At 61.1% G+C, this 19,683-nt stretch carries 14 protein-coding genes; 8 read left to right on the top strand and 6 right to left on the bottom strand.

What is annotated here, in order from left to right; translation table 11 throughout:
• Positions 1–120: 120 nt before the first annotated feature.
• The 5 genes from gsiD to iaaA all read right to left on the bottom strand — a co-directional run bounded on the left by gsiD (position 121) and on the right by iaaA (position 6,419).
• The gene (gsiD, locus tag ABLV76_RS14120; protein ID WP_348878362.1) at positions 121–1,032 is read right to left on the bottom strand and encodes a glutathione ABC transporter permease GsiD; all 912 of its coding nucleotides are present in this window, start codon (positions 1,030–1,032) and stop codon (positions 121–123) included.
• 1 nt (position 1,033) lies between these two features.
• Positions 1,034–1,954 (bottom strand): glutathione ABC transporter permease GsiC, encoded by a 921-nt coding sequence (gsiC, locus tag ABLV76_RS14115; RefSeq protein WP_087832378.1) that lies wholly within the window; start codon positions 1,952–1,954, stop codon positions 1,034–1,036.
• Between the two features lie 72 nt (positions 1,955–2,026).
• Positions 2,027–3,568: a glutathione ABC transporter substrate-binding protein GsiB gene (gene gsiB, locus ABLV76_RS14110; RefSeq protein WP_004886272.1), complete on the bottom strand. Its 1,542-nt coding sequence runs from the start codon at positions 3,566–3,568 to the stop codon at positions 2,027–2,029.
• Between the two features lie 32 nt (positions 3,569–3,600).
• Positions 3,601–5,460: a glutathione ABC transporter ATP-binding protein GsiA gene (gene gsiA, locus ABLV76_RS14105; RefSeq protein WP_017900145.1), complete on the bottom strand. Its 1,860-nt coding sequence runs from the start codon at positions 5,458–5,460 to the stop codon at positions 3,601–3,603.
• A gap of 17 nt (positions 5,461–5,477) precedes the next feature.
• On the bottom strand, positions 5,478–6,419 hold the full coding sequence (gene iaaA / locus ABLV76_RS14100; RefSeq protein ID WP_023320035.1) for a beta-aspartyl-peptidase: 942 nt from the start codon (positions 6,417–6,419) through the stop codon (positions 5,478–5,480).
• 235 nt (positions 6,420–6,654) lie between these two features.
• On the opposite strand from iaaA, the gene moeA reads away from it, so the two are divergent.
• From moeA to ABLV76_RS14070, 6 genes are all read left to right on the top strand, one after another.
• Entirely contained in the window at positions 6,655–7,890 is a 1,236-nt protein-coding gene (gene moeA / locus ABLV76_RS14095) for a molybdopterin molybdotransferase MoeA (protein ID WP_053810616.1), read from the top strand.
• Positions 7,890–8,645, top strand: coding sequence for a molybdopterin-synthase adenylyltransferase MoeB (gene moeB / locus ABLV76_RS14090; RefSeq protein ID WP_053810617.1), 756 nt, complete (start codon positions 7,890–7,892; stop codon positions 8,643–8,645). Before moeA ends, moeB begins: the two co-directional genes overlap by 1 nt.
• Positions 8,646–8,800: 155 nt before the next feature.
• Positions 8,801–9,700 (top strand): glycyl-radical enzyme activating protein, encoded by a 900-nt coding sequence (locus tag ABLV76_RS14085; RefSeq protein ID WP_348878361.1) that lies wholly within the window; start codon positions 8,801–8,803, stop codon positions 9,698–9,700.
• A gap of 4 nt (positions 9,701–9,704) precedes the next feature.
• Complete coding sequence (locus ABLV76_RS14080) at positions 9,705–12,137, top strand: formate C-acetyltransferase/glycerol dehydratase family glycyl radical enzyme (protein ID WP_004886253.1); 2,433 nt, start codon at positions 9,705–9,707, stop codon at positions 12,135–12,137.
• Positions 12,138–12,316: 179 nt separating this feature from the next.
• On the top strand, positions 12,317–13,132 hold the full coding sequence (locus ABLV76_RS14075; RefSeq protein ID WP_032455759.1) for a Cof-type HAD-IIB family hydrolase: 816 nt from the start codon (positions 12,317–12,319) through the stop codon (positions 13,130–13,132).
• 140 nt (positions 13,133–13,272) lie between these two features.
• The gene (locus ABLV76_RS14070; RefSeq protein ID WP_017900150.1) at positions 13,273–14,538 is read left to right on the top strand and encodes a DUF1479 domain-containing protein; all 1,266 of its coding nucleotides are present in this window, start codon (positions 13,273–13,275) and stop codon (positions 14,536–14,538) included.
• Here ABLV76_RS14070 and ABLV76_RS14065 read toward each other — a convergent pair.
• Positions 14,535–15,608, bottom strand: coding sequence for a LacI family DNA-binding transcriptional regulator (locus ABLV76_RS14065; protein ID WP_004886244.1), 1,074 nt, complete (start codon positions 15,606–15,608; stop codon positions 14,535–14,537). The genes ABLV76_RS14070 and ABLV76_RS14065 overlap by 4 nt on opposite strands.
• A 300-nt stretch (positions 15,609–15,908) precedes the next feature.
• Between ABLV76_RS14065 and ABLV76_RS14060 the strand changes: the two genes are divergently transcribed.
• Both ABLV76_RS14060 and ABLV76_RS14055 read left to right on the top strand, forming a co-directional pair.
• A complete protein-coding gene (locus ABLV76_RS14060) occupies positions 15,909–17,210 on the top strand; it encodes an MFS transporter (protein WP_004886240.1) in 1,302 nt (433 codons plus the stop codon).
• A gap of 15 nt (positions 17,211–17,225) precedes the next feature.
• On the top strand, positions 17,226–19,589 hold the full coding sequence (locus tag ABLV76_RS14055) for a glycoside hydrolase family 31 protein (RefSeq protein ID WP_049115012.1): 2,364 nt from the start codon (positions 17,226–17,228) through the stop codon (positions 19,587–19,589).
• The last annotated feature ends 94 nt before the right edge of the window (positions 19,590–19,683 follow it).

Here is a 19,683-nt window from a genome sequence, read left to right as displayed (position 1 = left end):
GCCGCCCCCTGTGCGCTCCCTGCGCTATGAGAGACATAACGCAGAAGATTAACCGGGAGCGTAATGTGCGCTGAAGCCACAAATAATATAAAGCACCGCACGGCGGTGCTTTCCCTCACCCTACCCCTTTAACTTCGGATCCAGCGCATCGCGCAGGCCATCCCCCAGCAGATTAAACGCCAGCACGGTCACGAAAATCGCCACCGCCGGAAACAGCGCCACGTGCGGGGACATCACCATATCCGCCCGCGCCTCGTTGAGCATCGCGCCCCACTCCGGCGTGGGCGGCTGCGCGCCGAGACCGAGAAACGACAGACTGGCCGCCGAAATAATCGATACCCCAATGCGCATGGTGAAATAAACCACGATCGACGACACCGTCCCCGGCAGGATGTGGTGGAAGAGGATGGTGGCATCGCTGGCGCCAATGCTGCGCGCCGATTCAATAAAGGTCTGCTGCTTTAATACCAGGGTGTTGCCCCGCACCAGCCGGGCGAACGCCGGGATCGAGAAGATCGCCACGGCGATAATCACGTTGGCCATCCCGCTACCCATGACGGCGACCACCGCGATCGCCAGCAGGATCCCCGGAAAGGCGAACAGCACGTCGCACAGACGCATAATCAGCCGGTCCCACCAGCCCTCATAGTAGCCGGCCAGCAGCCCAAGCACCGTGCCGATGGCCGCGCCAATCAGCACCGCCAGCACCCCCGCGGCCAGCGAGATCTGCGCCCCCACCAGCACCCGGCTGAAAATATCGCGCCCCAAAGAGTCGACACCGAACCAGTGCACCAGCGAAGGCCCCTCGTTAAGCCGGTCGTAGTCGAAATAATTTTCCGCATCGTACGGCGCTATCCATGGGGCGACGATGGCCACCGCAATCAGCAACAGCACGAAAATACCGGCGCCCATGGCCACCGGCTGACGCCGAAAGCGCCGCCAGAACTCATGCCAGGGGGTATGGATCTCGCCGGGCCTGATGCCCGGTATGGCGTTCAGCGCCGCCTGCCTTCTCCAGTTAAGCAATCGCACCTTACTTATACCTGATAGCCGGGTTTATGGCCGCGTACAGCACATCCACCACTAAATTGATAAGAATAAACTCCAGCGAAAAGAGCAGCACTTCCGCCTGAATCACCGGGTAATCGCGCATTTCTACCGAATCGACCAGCAGTCGCCCCAGCCCCGGCCAGTTGAAGACCTTCTCCACGACGATCGAGCCGCCGAGCAGGAAACCGAACTGCAGCCCCATCATGGTGACCACCGGGATCATCGCATTGCGCAGACCATGCTTGAGCACCACCCGCGTTTCGCTCACCCCTTTCGCCCGGGCGGTACGCATATAGTCTTCATGCAGCACATCGACGAACGACGCGCGGGTAAAGCGCGCCATCACCGCCGCCACCGCCGCGCCGAGGGTCAGCGACGGCAAAATATAGTGCCGCCAGCTGTCGGCGCCCACCGTCGGCAGCCAGCCCAGCTCAACCGAAAACACCTGCATCAGCAACATGCCGAGGGCAAAGGCCGGAAACGAAATACCGCTCACCGCCAGCGCCATTCCCAGACGGTCAGGCCAGCGATTGCGCCACACCGCCGCCGCGATCCCCACCGCCATGCCAAACAGCACTGCCCAGCTCATGCTGGCCAGCGTCAGCCACAGGGTGGGCATAAAGCGGCTGGCTATCTCACTGGCAACGGGACGCCGCGAGGCCATGGACATGCCAAAATCGCCGCGCAGCACGTTGGTGATGTAGTGCCAGAACTGGACGTGCAGCGGCTGGTCAAGCCCCAGCTGCTGGCGCACCATCGCCACCACCTGGGCATCGGCCTCTGGTCCGGCAATCAGCCGCGCCGGGTCGCCGGGCAGCATATGGACGAAGAGAAACACCAGCACCGCGACGATTAGCAGGGTGGGGATCAGCCCCAGCAGGCGCTTAATCACATAGTTGAGCATCGTACCTCCACAACCCGCCCCGCGTAAAAACCGCCCTCCGCCCACTAGCGCCGGAGGGCATCATCTCGACCTTCACGGTGTTAAATCTGCCTGTTCGAAGCTGAAGCCGGTGTCCGGCTGGATATAGAAGCCGGTGAGGTTCTTGCTGTGGGCGGAGACCAGTTTCTCCACCACCAGCGGCACCCACGGCGACTCTTTCCAGATAATATCCTGCGCCGCTTTGTAGAGTTTGGTTTTCTCTTGCGGATCGGTGGTTTTCAGCGCCTCGCTCAGCGCGCTATCCACCTGCGGGTTGCTGTAAAAAGCGGTGTTGAACAGGGTCGGCGGCCAGTTTTGGGAAGCAAACAGCGGCGACAGCGCCCAGTCGGCTTCGCCAGTGGAGGCGGACCAGCCGGTATAGAACATCCGTACCCCGCTCTCTTTCTGCCCTTTACCTTCCACTTCCGCCGCCCGCTGACCGGCGTCCATCGCCGTCACCTGCGCCTTTATGCCCACCTGCGCCAACTGCTGCTGGGTAAACTGCAGCACTTTCTGCGCGGTGCTGTGGTTATGTGACGACCACAGCGTAGTGCTAAACCCGTTGGGGTAGCCGGCCTCTTTTAGCAGCTGGCGCGCTTTCGCCGGATCGTAAGGCCACGCGGGATAGCTCTGAGCGTAGGCAATCGATGGCGGCACCACGCCGGTCGCCGGGGTGGCATAGCCGGCAAACGCCACCTTGACCAGCGCCTGGCGGTTGATGGCGTAGTTGATCGCTTCGCGCACCTTCGGATTATCGAACGGTTTCTGCGTCACGTTCATGCTGATGTAACGCTGCATGATCGACGGACTGGCCACCAGCTCCAGTTTGCTGTTTTTCGCCAGCAGCGGCGCCTGCTCGTAGGGGATCGGGAAGGCAAACTGCGCCTCGCCGGTCTGCAGCATCGCCGCCCGGGTATTGTTATCGACCACCGGTCGCCAGGTAATGGAATCCAGCTTCGGCAGCCCCGGCTGCCAGTAGCCATCGAACTTGCTGACCTTCACGAAGTCGGTCTGGTTCCAGGTATCGAGCTTATACGGCCCGGTGCCCACCGGGTGGAAGCCGATATCCTTGCCATATTTTTTCAGCGCCGTCGGCGAAATCATCGCTGTCGCCGGATGGGCGAGAATATTAATAAACGCCGAGAACGGCTGTTTGAGGGTGATTTTCACCGTGGTCGGATCAACCGCCTCGGTGCTGGCGATATTTTTATACAGGTTATAGCGCTTGAGATGGTTTTCCGGGTTGCTGGCGCGGTCGAGGTTAGCCTTGACCGCCTCGGCGTTAAAGTCGGTGCCATCCTGGAATTTCACCCCGCTGTGCAGCTTGATGGTGTACACCAGGCCATCCGGCGACACGGTGTAGCTCTCGGCAAGGACATTTTGCAGCTTCATCTCTTTATCAAGGCCGAACAGGCCTTGATAAAAGGACTTCGCCACCGCCTGCGACAGAGTATCGTTAGCATCATAGGGGTCGAGCGTCGTGAAGTTAGACCCGACCGCCACCACCACATCTTTGGCGGCAAAAGCGGGGGCGCTCGCCAGGGCCGCCGCGATACTCAGCGCCAGCCACCATTTGCGTGAAACAGGTTGTGTCATCGTGTTCTCCTGAAAAGGTGCGTTATGTGTTGTTATGTTCTGCCCAGCACGTCGGCGGCGTCGCGGGCGACGAAGTGGCCCGGCCCAACTTGCTGCAATGGCGGGCTGGCGATCTCCTCGCCCCGCTTATAGATATTGCCCGGGACGTCATCAGACAGCAGGACCCGCTGCGGATGACGGTAGGCCGGGTCGGCCACCGGTACGGCAGCCATGAGCTTACGGGTATAGGGGTGCTGCGGGTTTTCAAACACTGCGCGGCGCGGGCCGATTTCGACTATCCGGCCGCGATACATCACCGCCACGCGGTGGCTGATGCGCTCCACCACCGCCATATCATGGGAAATAAACAGAAACGCGATGCCCATCTCGCGCTGCAGGTCGAGCATCAGATTGATAATCTGCGCACGAATGGAGACATCCAGGGCCGACACCGACTCATCGGCAATCACCACCTTCGGATTCAGCGCCAACGCGCGGGCAATGCAGATCCGCTGCCGCTGGCCGCCGGAAAAGGCGTGGGGGTAGCGCCAGGCATGCTCCGGCTGCAGCCCCACGCGCTTCAGCAGCCAGGCGACCCGCTCGCGCGCCGCCTCCCTGTCCAGCAGGCCATGCACCCGCAGCGGCTCCATAATCGAATCGCCGACCGTCTGGCGCGGATCGAGCGAGGCGTAAGGATCCTGAAAAATAAACTGAATATTGCGCCGCAGGGACTGCAGCTTGCTGCCGGAGAGGGTATCGATCCGCTGACCGTCGAAGGTAATGGTGCCGCCCTGGGTCTCAACCAGCCTCAGCAGCGCCCGGCCGGTGGTCGACTTGCCGCAGCCGGACTCCCCCACCAGAGAGAGGGTCTCTCCCGGCCAGAGATCAAAACTCACCTTCTCCACCGCATGCACTTCGCGCGTCACGCGATTGAGCAGCCCGCCGCGCACCGGGAAACGGGCCACCAGATCGCGCACCTGCAGAATCGGCTCCCCCGCCACCACCGTGTCTGGCGTTTCTGTCTCCGCCAGCGGCTGCCCCGGCAGCGGAAAGCGGCGCGGCAGATCCCGACCGCGCATCTCCCCCAGCCGGGGGACCGCCGCCAGCAGCGACTGCGTATAAGGGTGCTGCGGTGAACGGAAAATCTCCTCGACGCTGCCGGTCTCCACCGCCTCGCCGCGATACATGACCAGCACCCGATCGGCGATATCGGCCACCACCCCCATGTCATGGGTGATAAAGATTACCCCCATCGCCATCTCCTTTTGCAGGACGGCGATAAGTTGCAAAATTTGCGCCTGGATGGTGACATCCAGCGCCGTGGTCGGCTCGTCGGCAATCAGCACCGCCGGCCGACAGGAGAGCGCCATGGCGATCATCACCCGCTGGCGCATGCCGCCGGAGAGCTGGTGCGGATAGCGTGAGAGCATCTCTTCCGCCTGGGGAATACGCACCTGGTCGAGCATCTTTTTTGCCGCGCGCAGCGCCTCTTCGCGCCCCAGCCCCTGGTGCAGACGCAGGGATTCGGCGATCTGCTCGCCGATGGTGAACACCGGGTTCAGCGAAGTCATCGGCTCCTGAAAAATCATCGCCAGGTCCGCGCCGCGTACCCGGCGCATTTCGGCCTCCGATTGCTCATTGAGCGCGATCACCTGCCGGTTGCGCCGTCGCAGCCACAGCCCCTCGCTGCTCACCTCGCTGCTGGCGGCGTCAAGCAGACGCATCAGCGCCAGAGCGGTGACCGATTTTCCCGAACCAGACTCCCCGACAATCGCCAGCGTCTCGCCGCGGCGCAGGCTGAAGGAAAGCTGACGCACGGCCTGCACCTCTGGCGCATCCTGCTGGCGAAACGCCACGTTCAGGTTGCGCACCACCAGTACTTCGCAGGTATCCGTTTCGTGAGTTTGCGGCACTCTCCCTCTCCCTTGTTCTATTCGCGATAAATGCCAATGGTCGGCGTATCGCCGGCATAGCACCAGGCGCGGTACATGCCTTCGCTGTTAAACGGTAAAACGACGTTGCCTTCGCGATCGACGGCAATCAGTCCGCCGCTGCCGCCGAGGGCCGGCAGCTTCTCCATCACCACCCGCTCGCAGGCAGAATAGAGACTGAGCTGACCGTACTCCATCAGAGCGGCGATATCGTAGGCCGCCAGAGTACGCATAAAGACTTCGCCGGTGCCGGTGCAGGAGACCGCCACGCTGGCGTTGTTGGCGTAGCACCCCGCGCCCGGCAGCGGGCTGTCGCCAACGCGTCCGGGCAGTTTGTTGGTCATGCCGCCGGTGGAGGTCGCCGCCGCCAGATTGCCGGCCAGATCGAGCGCCACCGCCCCGACGGTGCCCATTTTCTGGCGTTCGTCGAGCGGAGCGGCATGGTGGTCAAGGATGATCTCCCCACCCGCTTTCGCCTCCTGCAGCTGCAGCAGGCGCTCGGGGGTGGAAAAGAGATCGTTATCGACGCGCGCCATTCCGTGGGAGAAGGCGAAATTTTCCGCCCCCTCGCCGATCAGCAGCACGTGCGGGCTCTTCTCCAGCACCAGACGCGCCGCCAGCACCGGATTACGTAAATGTTTGACCCCGGCCACCGCCCCCGCCTGCAGGCTGTAGCCGTCCATCACGCAGGCGTCCAGTTCGTGGGTTTGATCGTGGGTAAATACCGAGCCGATCCCGGCGTTAAACAGCGGACACTCCTCCAGCAGACGGACGGCCTCGGTCACGGCATCCAGCGCACTGGCGCCCGCAGCCAACATTTTCTGTCCGCTTTCGACGATAGCCGACAGCGCCGCCACGTACTCCCGCTCCCGCTCCGGCGTCATCTGCGCGCGAGAAATCGCCCCTGCGCCGCCGTGAATTGCTATAACCGCCTTGCCCATTTCGCCAGTCCTTAACGATGAAGTGGATAGCCCCCGCCCTGTCGTAGCGCGTCGCGGCGCCGGTCACGTCAGGAATAAGGGTATTGATATCATTATATTGCTGAATGTCTTATACAATTTTTGAATATAGAAAGAGCGGCGGGCGATGTAAAGCCTCGTACCCAGGTGGCATACAGCCCGCGCCGCTTTTCTGCCATAATAGGCGTTTTCGCCGTTTTGCCCGCAGGAGTGACCCATGGATTTTACCGCCGGACTGATGCCGCTCGACACAGCCCTCACCCAGATGCTCGATCGTATTACGCCGCTGAGCGCCACGGAAACTGTACCGCTGTTGCAGGCCTTCGCGCGCGTTACCGCCCATGACATTATCTCCCCGCTGGATGTCCCCGGCTTTGATAACGCGGCGATGGATGGCTATGCCGTCCGGTTGAGCGACCTTCGCGACGGCGCGGCCCTGCCGGTCGCCGGGAAGGCCTTCGCCGGCCAGCCGTTTCACGACGCCTGGCCCACCGGCACCTGTATCCGCATTATGACCGGCGCGCCGGTGCCTGCAGGCTGCGACGCGGTAGTCATGCAGGAAGAGACTGAACAGACCGACGCCGGCGTGCGCTTTACCGCGCCGGTGAAAGCCGGGCAGCATATTCGCCGCCGCGGAGAAGATATCGCCCATGGCGCGGTGGTCTTCCCGGCGGGAACGCCCCTGACGGTAGCCGAGCTGCCGGTACTGGCCTCGCTGGGCATTGCCGACGTCGAGGTGGTGCGCAAGCTTCGCGTCGCGGTCTTCTCGACCGGCGATGAGCTGCAGCTGCCGGGTCAACCGCTCGGCGACGGCCAGATTTACGATACCAACCGCCTGGCGGTGCATCTGATGCTCGAACAGCTGGGCTGCGAGGTCATTAACCTCGGCATTATTCCTGACGATCCGGCGCAACTGCGTGAAGCCTTTATCGCCGCCGACCAGCAGGCCGACGTGGTCATCAGCTCCGGGGGCGTCTCGGTGGGCGAGGCCGACTACACCAAAACCATTCTTGAAGAGCTGGGGGAGATCGGCTTCTGGAAGCTGGCGATCAAGCCGGGCAAACCCTTCGCCTTCGGCAAGCTCAGCAGCAGCTGGTTCTGCGGCCTGCCGGGCAACCCGGTTTCCGCCACCGTCACCTTCTGTCAGCTGGTGCAGCCGCTGCTGGCGAAGCTCTCGGGCAAGTACGGCCCGCTTCAGGCAACCCGCCTGCGGGTACGCGCCGCCACGCGACTGAAAAAGTCGCCGGGCCGCCTCGATTTTCAACGCGGTATTCTGCAGCGCAACCCGGACGGCGAGCTGGTGGTGACCACCACCGGCCATCAGGGCTCGCACATTTTCAGCTCTTTCAGCCTCGGCAACTGCTTTATCGTGCTGGAGCGCGAGCGCGGCCACGTTGAAGCGGGCGAATGGGTCGACGTCGAACCGTTCAGCCATCTGTTTGGGGGGCTGTAATGGCCGTGGAGCTGAGCGATGAAGAGATGCTGCGCTATAACCGGCAGATTGTTTTGCGCGGTTTTGATTTTGACGGCCAGGAGCGGCTAAAGGCCGCTCGGGTGCTGGTGGTCGGCCTCGGCGGGCTTGGCTGCGCCGCCGCGCAGTATCTGGCCGCCGCCGGGGTGGGGCAGCTCACCCTGCTCGATTTCGACACCGTCTCGTTCTCCAATCTGCAGCGCCAGACGCTGCACAGCGATGCCACCCTCGGCCAGCCTAAGGTGAATTCCGCCCGCGAGGCGCTGGCGCGCATAAATCCGCACGTTCATCTGGTGCCGCTCAATGCCTTACTGGACGAACCGGCGCTGGCGGCGCAGATTGCCGGGCACGATCTGGTGCTCGACTGCACCGACAACGTCGCCATCCGTAACCAGCTCAACGCCGGCTGCTTCCGCCACCAAACCCCGCTGGTTTCCGGGGCGGCGATCCGCATGGAGGGGCAGATCAGCGTCTTCACCTATCAGCAGGGCGAACCCTGCTACCGCTGCCTGAGCCGCCTGTTTGGCGAAAATGCCCTCACCTGCGTCGAAGCCGGCGTGATGGCCCCGCTGGTGGGCACTATCGGTTCTCTGCAGGCGATGGAGGCCATTAAGCTGCTGACTGGCTACGGCACGCCCGCCAGCGGAAAAATCGTGATGTACGACGCCATGACCTGCCAGTTTCGTGAAATGAAGCTGATGCGCCACCCGCAGTGCGAGGTATGCGGCTCGCACTAATCCCCCTACCGGCGACGAGAGTCGCCGGTGGTTTTGTGACCGCTCTCGTTATTTTCTCCCCTCTGACTTATCCCCATCCCGCTTGTTGATTTGCGTCAATATAACTTTCATTCGAAAGTGTTTTTATATTCATACGCAAAAAAAGAGGGTAAGCCATGATCTTCAATATCCAGCGCTATTCCACCCATGACGGCCCAGGGATCCGCACCGTCGTCTTCCTGAAAGGCTGCTCGCTGGGCTGCCGCTGGTGTCAGAACCCGGAGAGCCGCGCCCGTAGCGAAGATCTGCTGTATGACCCGCGGCTGTGCCTGGCCGGCTGCGAGCTGTGCCAGCAGGCGGCGCCGGCGGTTATCACCCGCACCCTCGATGGCCTGATCATTCACCGGCAAAACGTTAACGACAGCCATATCGCCGAGCTGCGCGACTGCTGCCCCACCACCGCGCTCACGGTGTGCGGCGAGGAGAAGAGCGTCGAGGAGATCATGGCGACGGTGCTGCGTGATAAACCATTCTACGATCGCAGCGGCGGCGGCATCACTCTTTCCGGCGGCGAACCCTTTATGAACCCAACGCTGGCGCAAGCGCTGTTCGAAGCCAGTCATCAGGCAGGCATTCACACCGCCGTGGAAACCTGCCTGCACGTGCCGTGGAAATACATTGAACCGTCTTTACCCTTTGTCGACCTGTTTCTCGCCGACCTGAAGCATGTCGACGAGGCCGTTTTCCGGCAGTGGACCGACGGCAGCGCCCGCCGGGTGCTGGACAACCTGCAGCGTCTGGCGCAGGCGGGGAAAAACATGATTATTCGCGTGCCGCTGATCCAGGGATTCAACGCCAGCGAAGCCGACATCACCGCCATCACTGATTTTGCCGCCGACCGCCTGCGGGTCAGCGAAATCCATTTCCTGCCCTACCACACGCTGGGAATGAATAAATACCAGTTACTCAGTCAGCCCTACACCGCACCGGATAAACCGCTGGATGCTCCCGAGCTGCTCGCCTTTGCGCAGGATTATGCGCGGAGCAAGGGGCTAATGGCGATCTTACGAGGATAACCTTATGACGACTCTGAAACTCAACACCCTCAGCGCCCGCATCCAGGCCCATAAAATGGCGCTGGTGCATATTGTCAAGCCACCGGTCTGTACCGAACGCGCCCGCCACTACACCGAGATGTATCAGCAGCATCTTGATAAGCCAATCCCGGTGCGTCGTGCCCTGGCGCTGGCGCATCACCTTGCCGAGCGCACCATCTGGATCAAGCACGATGAGCTGATCGTCGGCAACCAGGCCAGCGAAGTGCGCGCCGCGCCGATCTTCCCGGAATACACCGTCAGCTGGATCGAAAAAGAGATCGACGATCTCGCCGACCGCCCCGGCGCCGGCTTCGCGGTCAGCGAAGAGAACAAGCGCGTGCTGCATGAAGTGTGCCCGTGGTGGCGCGGCCAGACCGTACAGGACCGCTGCTACGGCATGTTTACCGATGAGCAGAAAGCGCTGCTCGCCACCGGCATTATTAAGGCAGAGGGCAATATGACCTCCGGCGACGCCCACCTGGCGGTCAACTACCCGCTGCTGCTGGAGAAAGGCCTGGACGGCCTGCGCGCGAAAGTCGCCGAACGCCGGTCGCGCATCAATCTGACGGTGCTGGAAGACCTGCACGGCGAACAATTCCTGAAAGCGATTGATATTGTGCTGGCGGCGGTCAGCGACCACAGCAAACGCTTCGCCGCGCTGGCGCGCGAGATGGCGACGGCAGAATCCCGTGACGCACGCCGCGAGGAGCTGCTGACGATTGCCGAAAACTGCGACATCATCGCCCATGAGCCGCCGAAGACCTTCTGGCAGGCGCTGCAGCTGTGCTACTTCATTCAGCTGATCCTGCAGATTGAATCCAATGGCCACTCGGTCTCGTTTGGCCGCATGGACCAGTACCTCTATCCGTACTACCGCCGCGACGTTGAGCTGCAGCAATCGTTGGATCGCGAACAGGCCATTGAGCTGCTGCACAGCTGCTGGCTGAAGCTGCTGGAGGTTAACAAGATCCGCTCCGGCTCGCACTCCAAGGCCTCGGCCGGCAGCCCGCTGTATCAGAACGTCACCATCGGCGGCCAGAACCTGGTGGATGGCCAGCCGCAGGACGCGGTCAACCCGCTGTCGTATGCCATCCTGGAATCCTGCGGTCGTCTGCGTTCGACCCAGCCGAACCTCAGCGTGCGCTACCACGCCGGAATGAGCAACGATTTCCTCGACGCCTGCGTCCAGGTGATCCGCTGCGGCTTCGGTATGCCAGCGTTTAATAACGACGAAATCGTGATCCCGGAATTTATCAAGCTGGGTATTGAGCCGCAGGACGCCTACGATTATGCGGCCATCGGCTGTATCGAAACCGCGGTCGGCGGCAAATGGGGCTATCGCTGCACCGGCATGAGCTTTATCAACTTCGCGCGGGTGATGCTGGCGACGCTGGAAGGCGGCCGCGATGCCACCAGCGGCCAGGTGTTTCTGCCGCAGGAGCACGCCCTGTCGAAAGGCAACTTCGCTAACTTCGACGAGGTGCTGGCCGACTGGGACCGCCAGATCCGCTACTACACCCGTAAGTCGATTGAGATTGAGTACGTGGTCGATACCATGCTGGAAGAGAACGTCCACGATATTCTCTGTTCGGCGCTGGTGGACGACTGCATCGAACGGGCGAAGAGTATCAAGCAAGGCGGCGCGAAATATGACTGGGTGTCCGGTCTGCAGGTGGGCATCGCCAACCTCGGCAACAGCCTGGCGGCGGTGAAAAAGCTGGTCTTCGATCAGGGCGTTATCGGCCAGCAGGAGCTGGCGAAGGCGCTGGCGGAAGATTTCGACGGCCTGACCCACGAGCAGCTGCGCCAGCGGTTGATCAACGGCGCGCCGAAGTACGGTAACGATGATGACAGCGTGGACACGTTGCTGGCGCGGGCCTACCAGACCTATATCGACGAGCTGAAGCAGTATCACAACCCGCGCTATGGCCGCGGCCCGATCGGCGGCAACTATTACGCCGGCACGTCGTCTATCTCCGCCAACGTGCCGTTCGGCGCGCAGACCATGGCGACGCCGGATGGCCGTAAAGCGCACACCCCGCTGGCGGAAGGGGCCAGCCCGGCTTCCGGAACCGACCATCTGGGGCCGACGGCGGTCATCAGTTCGGTGGGTAAACTGCCCACCGGGGCGATCCTCGGCGGCGTGCTGCTTAATCAGAAGCTGAATCCGTCCACCCTGGAGAACGAGTCCGATAAGCAGAAGCTGATGGTGCTGCTGCGCACCTTCTTCGAGGTGCATAAAGGCTGGCATATCCAGTACAACATTGTCTCGCGCGACACGCTGCTGGAGGCGAAGAAACACCCCGACCAGTACCGCGATTTGGTGGTGCGCGTCGCCGGGTACTCGGCGTTCTTTACCGCCCTGTCGCCGGATACCCAGGACGATATCATCGCCCGTACCGAGCATACGCTCTAACCCCTCAGGCCCGCTGGCGCGACGCTTAGCGGGCCTTCCCTGTCCTGCAGGCCGGGAAAGGCAACGCCGCCTCCCGGCATTTTCTGAATGCATGAACTTTCATTCGAAATAAATTTGTGCTCCCCATCACATTGTAATTAGAATGTTACTGGTCGAAGTTAAGCCAGGAGCACCCCCTTATGACCGTTAAAGTTATCGTCACCGATATGGACGGAACTTTTCTCAATGACGCCAAAACCTACGATCGTGCACGGTTTCTGGCGCAATTCGCCCAGCTGCAGCAGCGCGGCATTGAATTCGTTGTCGCCAGCGGCAACCAGTACTATCAGCTGATCTCCTTCTTCCCGGAGATCCGCGAGCAGATCTCGTTCGTCGCCGAAAACGGCGCGCTGGTCTTTGCGCATGGTAAGCAGCTGTTCCACGGCGAACTGACCCGCCACGAATCGCAGGTGGTGATTGGCGAACTACTCAAAGATCCGCAGCTAAACTTCGTCGCCTGCGGCCTGCAGAGCGCTTACGTCAGCGATAACGCCCCGGATGCCTTCGTCGACCTGATGTCAAAGCACTACCACCGTCTGCAGCGGGTAAGCGACTATCACGCCATCGACGATACGCTGTTCAAATTCTCTCTGAACCTGCCGGACAGTGAGATCCCGCAGCTGATCGATAAACTGCACGTGTCGCTCGACGGCATTATGAAGCCGGTCACCAGCGGCTTTGGCTTTGTCGATTTGATTATTCCCGGCCTGCATAAAGCCAACGGCATCAGCCGCCTGCTCAAGCGCTGGAACCTGTCGCCGCAGCAGTGCGTGGCCATCGGCGACAGCGGCAACGACGCCGAAATGCTGAAGCTGGTGAAATACGCTTTCGCCATGGGTAACGCCGCCGACAGCATTAAGGCTATCGCCGGATACGCGACCGACGATAATAACCATGACGGCGCGCTGAACGTCATTCAGGCCGTCCTCGATAACAGCGCTCCCTTCAACGATTGACCTCTCTCCGGGGCTGCACGCCCCGGCTTGTCCATTTTGTGCGCCGCAGCAAGATTTTAAACTTGCATTAACTCCATTTTAACTTAAATTAACGTTTGTAAGATTTAATACTTTCGAATGAAAGATACAGCGAGGTTATTATGGCTGCTCTCCCGACCCACGAAACACTCCCCGCCGACCACAAAGCGGCGATTCGCCAGATGAAGCAGGCGCTGCGGGCGCAAATCGGCGACGTCCAGGCGGTGTTCGATAAGCTCTCAGCGCGCATCAGCGAGCGCCTGCAGGAAATTGAGACGCTGAAAGCCGCAGGCCAGGAGGTCTGGCCAACCATTCCGTTCCGCGATATCGCCGAGGGAACCGTGAGCGATGCCCAGCGCGCGGCCATTAAGCGTCGGGGCTGCGCGGTGATCAAAGGCCACTTTCCGCGCGAACAGGCGCTGGCCTGGGATACCGCGATGCTGGAATATCTGGATCTGAACCATTTCGACGAGGTCTATAAAGGGCCAGGCGACAGCTTCTTCGGTACGCTTGAGGCTTCGCGGCCGGAAATCTATCCCATCTACTGGTCGCCCTCGCAAATGCAGGCCCGCCAGAGCGATGAAATGGCGGCGGCGCAGTCCTTCCTCAACCGCCTGTGGCGCTTTGAGCAGGACGGCAAGCGCTGGTTCGATCCGGACGTCAGCGTCATTTACCCTGACCGCATTCGCCGCCGTCCGCCGGGAACCACCTCGAAGGGGCTGGGCGCGCATACCGATTCCGGTGCGCTGGAGCGCTGGCTGCTCCCCGCCTACCAGCAGGTCTTCGCCAACGTGTTTAACGGTCATGTCGACGCTTACGATCCGTGGGACGCCGCGCACCGTACTGAAGTGGAAGAGTACACCGTCGACAACACCACCAAATGCTCAGTGTTCCGCACCTTCCAGGGCTGGACCGCGCTATCGGACATGATCCCGGGTCAGGGGCTACTGCACGTGGTGCCGATCCCCGAGGCGATGGCTTATGTTCTACTGCGCCCACTGCTTGACGATGTGCCGGAAGATGAGCTGTGCGGCGTCGCGCCGGGCAGAGTACTGCCGATCTCTGAGCAGTGGCACCCGCTGCTGATCAAAGCCCTCAGTTCGATTCCGGCGCTGAACGCTGGCGATTCCGTCTGGTGGCACTGCGACGTCATTCACTCGGTGGCGCCGGTGGAAAATCAGCAGGGCTGGGGCAATGTGATGTACATTCCGGCAGCGCCGATGTGCGAAAAGAACCTCGCCTACGCGCAGAAAGTGAAAATTGCTCTGGAAAAAGGGGCCTCGCCGGGGGATTTCCCGCGCGAGGACTATGAGGCCAGCTGGCAGGGGCGCTTCACTCTGGAAGATCTGAACATCCACGGCAAGCGGGCGCTGGGTATCCCGGTTTAATCGTCATACAGCCCCTGCGGCTCCACGGCGGTATGGCCTTTGCCCGGCCGGATCCGCCGTACCGAATCGCGCACCACCAGCGTGCCGTGCAGCAGCAGCGAACCGTGCGGCGCCTCCGGGCGCAGCAGGCGCTGCTGCAGGAGATGCACCGCCTCGCTGCCCAGTTCATCCCGCGGCACATGCACCGCGGTCAGCGGCACCTCCTGGATCGCCGCCAGATTAAACCCGTCGATGCTCATCACCGAGACATCCTGCGGCACCCGCAGGCCGCGCTTTTGCAATGCGCTGACCGTGCCGGCGGCCATGAAATCGCCGCCCACCAGGAAGGCGGTGGGCAACGGCCTGCCCTGTAAGCCATCAAGCCAGGCCCCCACCTGCTCTTCGGTCTCTCTGGCGCTAAAGTTGGCGACGCTGATGAGATCCCGGCTGGCGGTAAAGCGCAAATTGCGCGCGCGCCACGCCTCCTCGATCCCCCCCAGCCGCAGCTCCATGGTATAGCGGCGCAAACACATGACGTTCATCACCACCCGATGCCCCATATCAAACAGATAGCGGGCGGCGCACTGGCCAATCAAACGATGATCGGGGGCAATGGACGGCAACCGCATCCCTTCATCCCGACAGTTTATCAAGACGCAGGGTTTACCCAGATCCGCCGCCAGGCCATGAATATGCGGATCGTCGATCCCCAGCAGCACCGCGGCCTGGGTTTCCGCTTCGTTCATGCGGGCAAGAAACAGATTGGCGTCGCTGTCGTTTTCGTCCAGCGCGCAGTAGCGCAGGCGCACTTCATGCGCCGCCAGCGCGTTATTGATGCTCTGGATCACCCGGTAGTAGAAGATATCCGACCGCTCATCGAAGGCGCGCTGCGGGGCAAACACCAGCAGATTATTGAGCAGCAGACGCCCGGCGGCCAGCCCCTGCATGACCCCCAGCTCGCGGGCGCACTCCAGCACCGCCCGGCGCGCCTTGTCGCTGGTATTCGCCTTTCCGGCCAGGACGCGCGAAACGGTACTGGCCGACAGCCCAGTGCGGGCGGCGATTTCGGCGACGCGCAGCTTTTTATCCATTTTGTGATCCAGCTCCGATTGGAAAATGAAAGAATTTTCATAATCGCCAAAGCGCTCCCTGTAAGCAAATGACAGCGCAAAATTTGAGATCCCGGTCATTTCATGAAAAAACTTGCATAAATAGCACTTTGCCCGCCGTTTTTTCTCCCTTAGCCTGAATTGGTCCAACATCTCCCATACTAGTTATACCAATGATGTTGAGATAAAAAAATAGACTATTCAAATAGTTAATAACACTACGTGGCCACTCAAGGATTGAGGTCGTCACTTTCCCCCTACTAACGTCATGTGGAGTGTGCTATGAGTCAAGGCCTCAACAATGATATCGCGGTCAGCAAAACGCGCCGGGTGGTAAAAAACCTGCGCTGGTGGGTGCTGGTCCTGTTTTTACTTGGCGTCACCGTCAACTACATCACACGCAACTCGCTGGGGATTATCGCCCCGGAACTGAAAGCGACGCTCGGCATTACCACCGAACAATATTCCTGGATCGTCGGCGCGTTTCAGCTGGCTTACACGATTTTCCAGCCGCTCTGTGGCTGGCTTATCGACGTCATCGGCCTGAAGCTCGGGTTTATGATCTGCGCCACCTTGTGGGCGCTGGCCTGTATCGCCCACGCCGGGGCCGGCAGCTGGCTGCACCTGGCGATATTGCGCTTCTTTATGGGCGGGGCCGAGGCGGCCGCCACCCCGGCCAACGCCAAAACCATCGGCGAGTGGTTTCCGAAGTCTGAACGGCCAATCGCCGCCGGCTGGGCTGGCGTCGGGTTCTCTATCGGCGCAATGCTCGCCCCGCCGATTATCTACTTCGCCCACGCTTCCTTCGGCTGGCAGGGGGCGTTTATGTTTACCGGCGCGCTGGCCCTGCTGTGGGTGGTGCTGTGGTGGGCCTTCTATCAGAACCCGGAAAAGCACCCCAACCTCAGCAAAAGCGAGCTGGAGTACATCAAGCAGGATAACGAAGCGCCACCGGTGAAACAGCCCTTCTTTACCGCACTCAAAACCGTCTCGAAGAATAAACGTTTCTACGGGATCGCCATTCCCGCGTTTATGGCCGAGCCCGCCTGGGCGGTGCTGAGCTTCTGGGTACCGCTGTACCTGGCCAAAGAGCACGGCATGGATCTCAAGCAGATCGCCATGTTCGCCTGGCTGCCTTTCCTCGCCGCCGACCTCGGCAGCGTGGTCAGCGGCTACCTCACCCGCCTGTACGTTCGCTGGTTCGGCTGTACGCGAGTCAACTCAGTGATCGCCAGCTCGGTGACCGGCGCATTTCTGATGATCTCCCTGGCCCTCGTCGCTATCACCCGCGATCCCTATATCACCATCGTCCTGATCTCCATTGGCGGCTTCGGACATCAGATCATCTCCTGCATGCTCAGCGCGCTGGTGGTGGAGTCGTTCGACAAGGGACAAATGGCGACGGTAAACGGTATGCGCGGATCCGCGGCGTGGATCGCCAGCTTCCTGTTCTCGTTATTAATCGGGGTGACCGCCGACAAAATTGGCTTCAACCCGCTGTTCATCGCCATGGGTTTCTTTGACCTGATTGGCGCCGTTTTCCTGGTGGCATTTATTGCTGAACGTCGCGCCAAGCGCGCCTGAGAGTGGATGTAAGATATGAAAACGTTGAAACACTGGAGTTTACATCAACAGCTGGAGCATCACGTTGAACTGACGGTCGATGGCCAGCACACCCTGTGCCTGTACGTACTGGAAGAGAATTTATTCCGCGTGCTGCTGAAACGCCAGGGCCAGCTGGCGCTGGATCGCACCTGGAGTATCGCCCCGCAGCAGGATGTGCCGTGGGAAGGCCGCGCCCGGGATGACCTCAGCGGTTTTAGTCTCCCGGCCTGGCAGCTGACACAGGAGGCCGATACGCTGACCATCGCCACCCGCCAGCTGCGCGTCACCGTCCATCAGCCGCTGTGGCTGGAGTGGAGCTATCGCGACGACGCCGGGGAATGGCAGCAGCTTGCTAACGACCGCCCCACCAGCGCCTATCTGGCCAATGCCCACGGCGACGGCGTCGCCCACTATCTGAGCCGCCGGAAAGACGAGCGTTTCTATGGCCTGGGCGAAAAGGCCGGCGATCTGCAGCGCACCGGTAAGCGTTATGAGATGCGCAACCTCGACGCCATGGGCTACAACGCCGCCAGCACCGACCCGCTGTATAAACATATTCCGTTCACCATCACCCAGCGCAGCGACGTCAGCTATGGTCTGTTTTACGACAACCTGAGCAGCTGCTGGCTGGATTTGGGTAACGAAATCGACAACTACCACACCGCCTACCGCCGCTGGCAGGCGGAAGCCGGCGATATCGATTACTACCTGTTCACCGGTAAACAGGTGCTGGATGTCACCAAAGCCTTTGTACGTCTGACCGGTAAAACCCTGTTCGGGCCAAAATGGAGCCTCGGCTACAGCGGCTCGACCATGCACTACACCGACGCGCCGGATGCGCAAAATCAGCTGATGAACTTCATCCGCCTGTGCAATGAGCACGCTATTCCGTGCGATTCGTTCCAGCTCTCATCCGGCTATACCTCGATTAACGGCAAGCGCTACGTCTTTAACTGGAACTACGACAAGGTGCCGCAGCCGAAAGTGATGAGCCAGTCGTTCCATGATGCCGGGCTGAAGCTGGCCGCCAATATCAAACCCTGCCTGCTGCAGGATCATCCGCGCTATGGCGAAGTGGCGGAGCGCGGTCTTTTTATTCGCGATTCGCAAACCGACGCGCCGGAGCGCTCCAGCTTCTGGGACGATGAAGGATCGCACCTCGACTTCACCAATCCGCAAACCGTGGCCTGGTGGCAGGAAGGGGTCACCAGCCAGCTGCTGGAGATGGGCATTGATTCGACCTGGAACGATAATAACGAGTATGAGGTGTGGGACGGCGAAGCGCGCTGCTACGGCTTTGGCCGCGAAATCGCCATCAAGCATATTCGCCCGGTGATGCCGCTGCTGATGATGCGCGCCTCGATGGAAGCCCAGCAGCGCTTTGCGCCGGAAAAGCGCCCGTATCTCATCTCTCGCTCCGGCTGCGCCGGCATGCAGCGCTACGTCCAGACCTGGAGCGGCGATAACCGCACCAACTGGGATACGCTGCGCTATAACATCCGCATGGGGCTGGGCATGAGCCTTTCCGGGCTGTTTAACGTCGGCCACGACGTCGGCGGTTTCTCCGGCGATAAACCGGAGCCGGAGCTGTTTGTGCGCTGGGTACAAAACGGCGTGATGCACCCGCGCTTTACCATTCACTCATGGAATGACGACCAGACGGTCAACGAAGCCTGGATGTATCCGGCCGTTACCCCGGCCATTCGTTCCGCGATTGAGCTGCGCTACCGCCTGCTGCCCTATCTGTATACCCTGCTGTGGCAGGCACATGCTGACGACGAGCCGATGCTGCGCCCGACCTTCCTCGATCATCAACACGACGCGCAGACCTTCGCCGAATGCGATGACTTCCTGCTGGGGCGCGACCTGCTGGTGGCCAGCGTGGTCGAGCCTGGCGCCCGTCAGCGTGAGGTGTGGCTGCCGGATAATCAGGCCGGCTGGTACGATTTCTACAGCCACCAGTGGTTCGCCGGCGGCCAGTGGGTCACCCTCGACGCGCCGCTGGAAAAGCTGCCGCTGCTGGTGCGCGCCGGGGCCGGTCTGCCGCTCAGCGAGCGCATCCGTCATGTTGCTGCGCAACAGGACGATCGTCGCGAACTGCAGCTGTTCCCGCTGAAAGGCGTCGGGACCTCTTCGGGTCTGCTGTTTGAGGATGACGGCGAAAGCTGGGGCTATAAACAGGGCGATGCGCTATGGCTGGAGTGGGAAATGGCGTGCGACAGCAGCACCATCAACCTGAAGGTCAACGCCCGCGGCAACTATCGCCCGGCGTGGAAAGCGCTGAAGCTGTCATTACCGGCAGGAGAAAAACGCAAACTGCTGGTGAATGGCGTTGAAGGAACGGAGTGGAGGCGCTAAGCGATATGCCGGGCGGCGGCTTACGCCTTGCCCGGCCTGGATTTAATGATGTTCCCGGATTGCGCTACCCTAATCCGGGCTACAAACGGGTGGC

This window comes from Klebsiella sp. GB_Kp047 (genome assembly GCF_040065235.1).
In the GTDB taxonomy this organism is placed as follows: Bacteria; Pseudomonadota; Gammaproteobacteria; order Enterobacterales; family Enterobacteriaceae; genus Klebsiella; species Klebsiella quasipneumoniae.
Note: the sequence above shows the minus strand (reverse complement) of the source record. Positions and strands in the feature narration are given on the sequence as shown.

Coding starts and splice junctions, on each gene's coding strand:
- ABLV76_RS14060 (WP_004886240.1), top strand. CDS start 15,909: ATGAGTCAAGGCCTCAACAATGATATCGCGGTCAGCAAAACGCGCCGG.
- moeB (WP_053810617.1), top strand. CDS start 7,890: ATGGCCGTGGAGCTGAGCGATGAAGAGATGCTGCGCTATAACCGGCAG.
- ABLV76_RS14070 (WP_017900150.1), top strand. CDS start 13,273: ATGGCTGCTCTCCCGACCCACGAAACACTCCCCGCCGACCACAAAGCG.
- ABLV76_RS14055 (WP_049115012.1), top strand. CDS start 17,226: ATGAAAACGTTGAAACACTGGAGTTTACATCAACAGCTGGAGCATCAC.
- gsiB (WP_004886272.1), bottom strand. CDS start 3,568: ATGACACAACCTGTTTCACGCAAATGGTGGCTGGCGCTGAGTATCGCG.
- gsiC (WP_087832378.1), bottom strand. CDS start 1,954: ATGCTCAACTATGTGATTAAGCGCCTGCTGGGGCTGATCCCCACCCTG.
- moeA (WP_053810616.1), top strand. CDS start 6,655: ATGGATTTTACCGCCGGACTGATGCCGCTCGACACAGCCCTCACCCAG.
- ABLV76_RS14080 (WP_004886253.1), top strand. CDS start 9,705: ATGACGACTCTGAAACTCAACACCCTCAGCGCCCGCATCCAGGCCCAT.
- ABLV76_RS14085 (WP_348878361.1), top strand. CDS start 8,801: ATGATCTTCAATATCCAGCGCTATTCCACCCATGACGGCCCAGGGATC.
- iaaA (WP_023320035.1), bottom strand. CDS start 6,419: ATGGGCAAGGCGGTTATAGCAATTCACGGCGGCGCAGGGGCGATTTCT.
- ABLV76_RS14065 (WP_004886244.1), bottom strand. CDS start 15,608: ATGGATAAAAAGCTGCGCGTCGCCGAAATCGCCGCCCGCACTGGGCTG.
- ABLV76_RS14075 (WP_032455759.1), top strand. CDS start 12,317: ATGACCGTTAAAGTTATCGTCACCGATATGGACGGAACTTTTCTCAAT.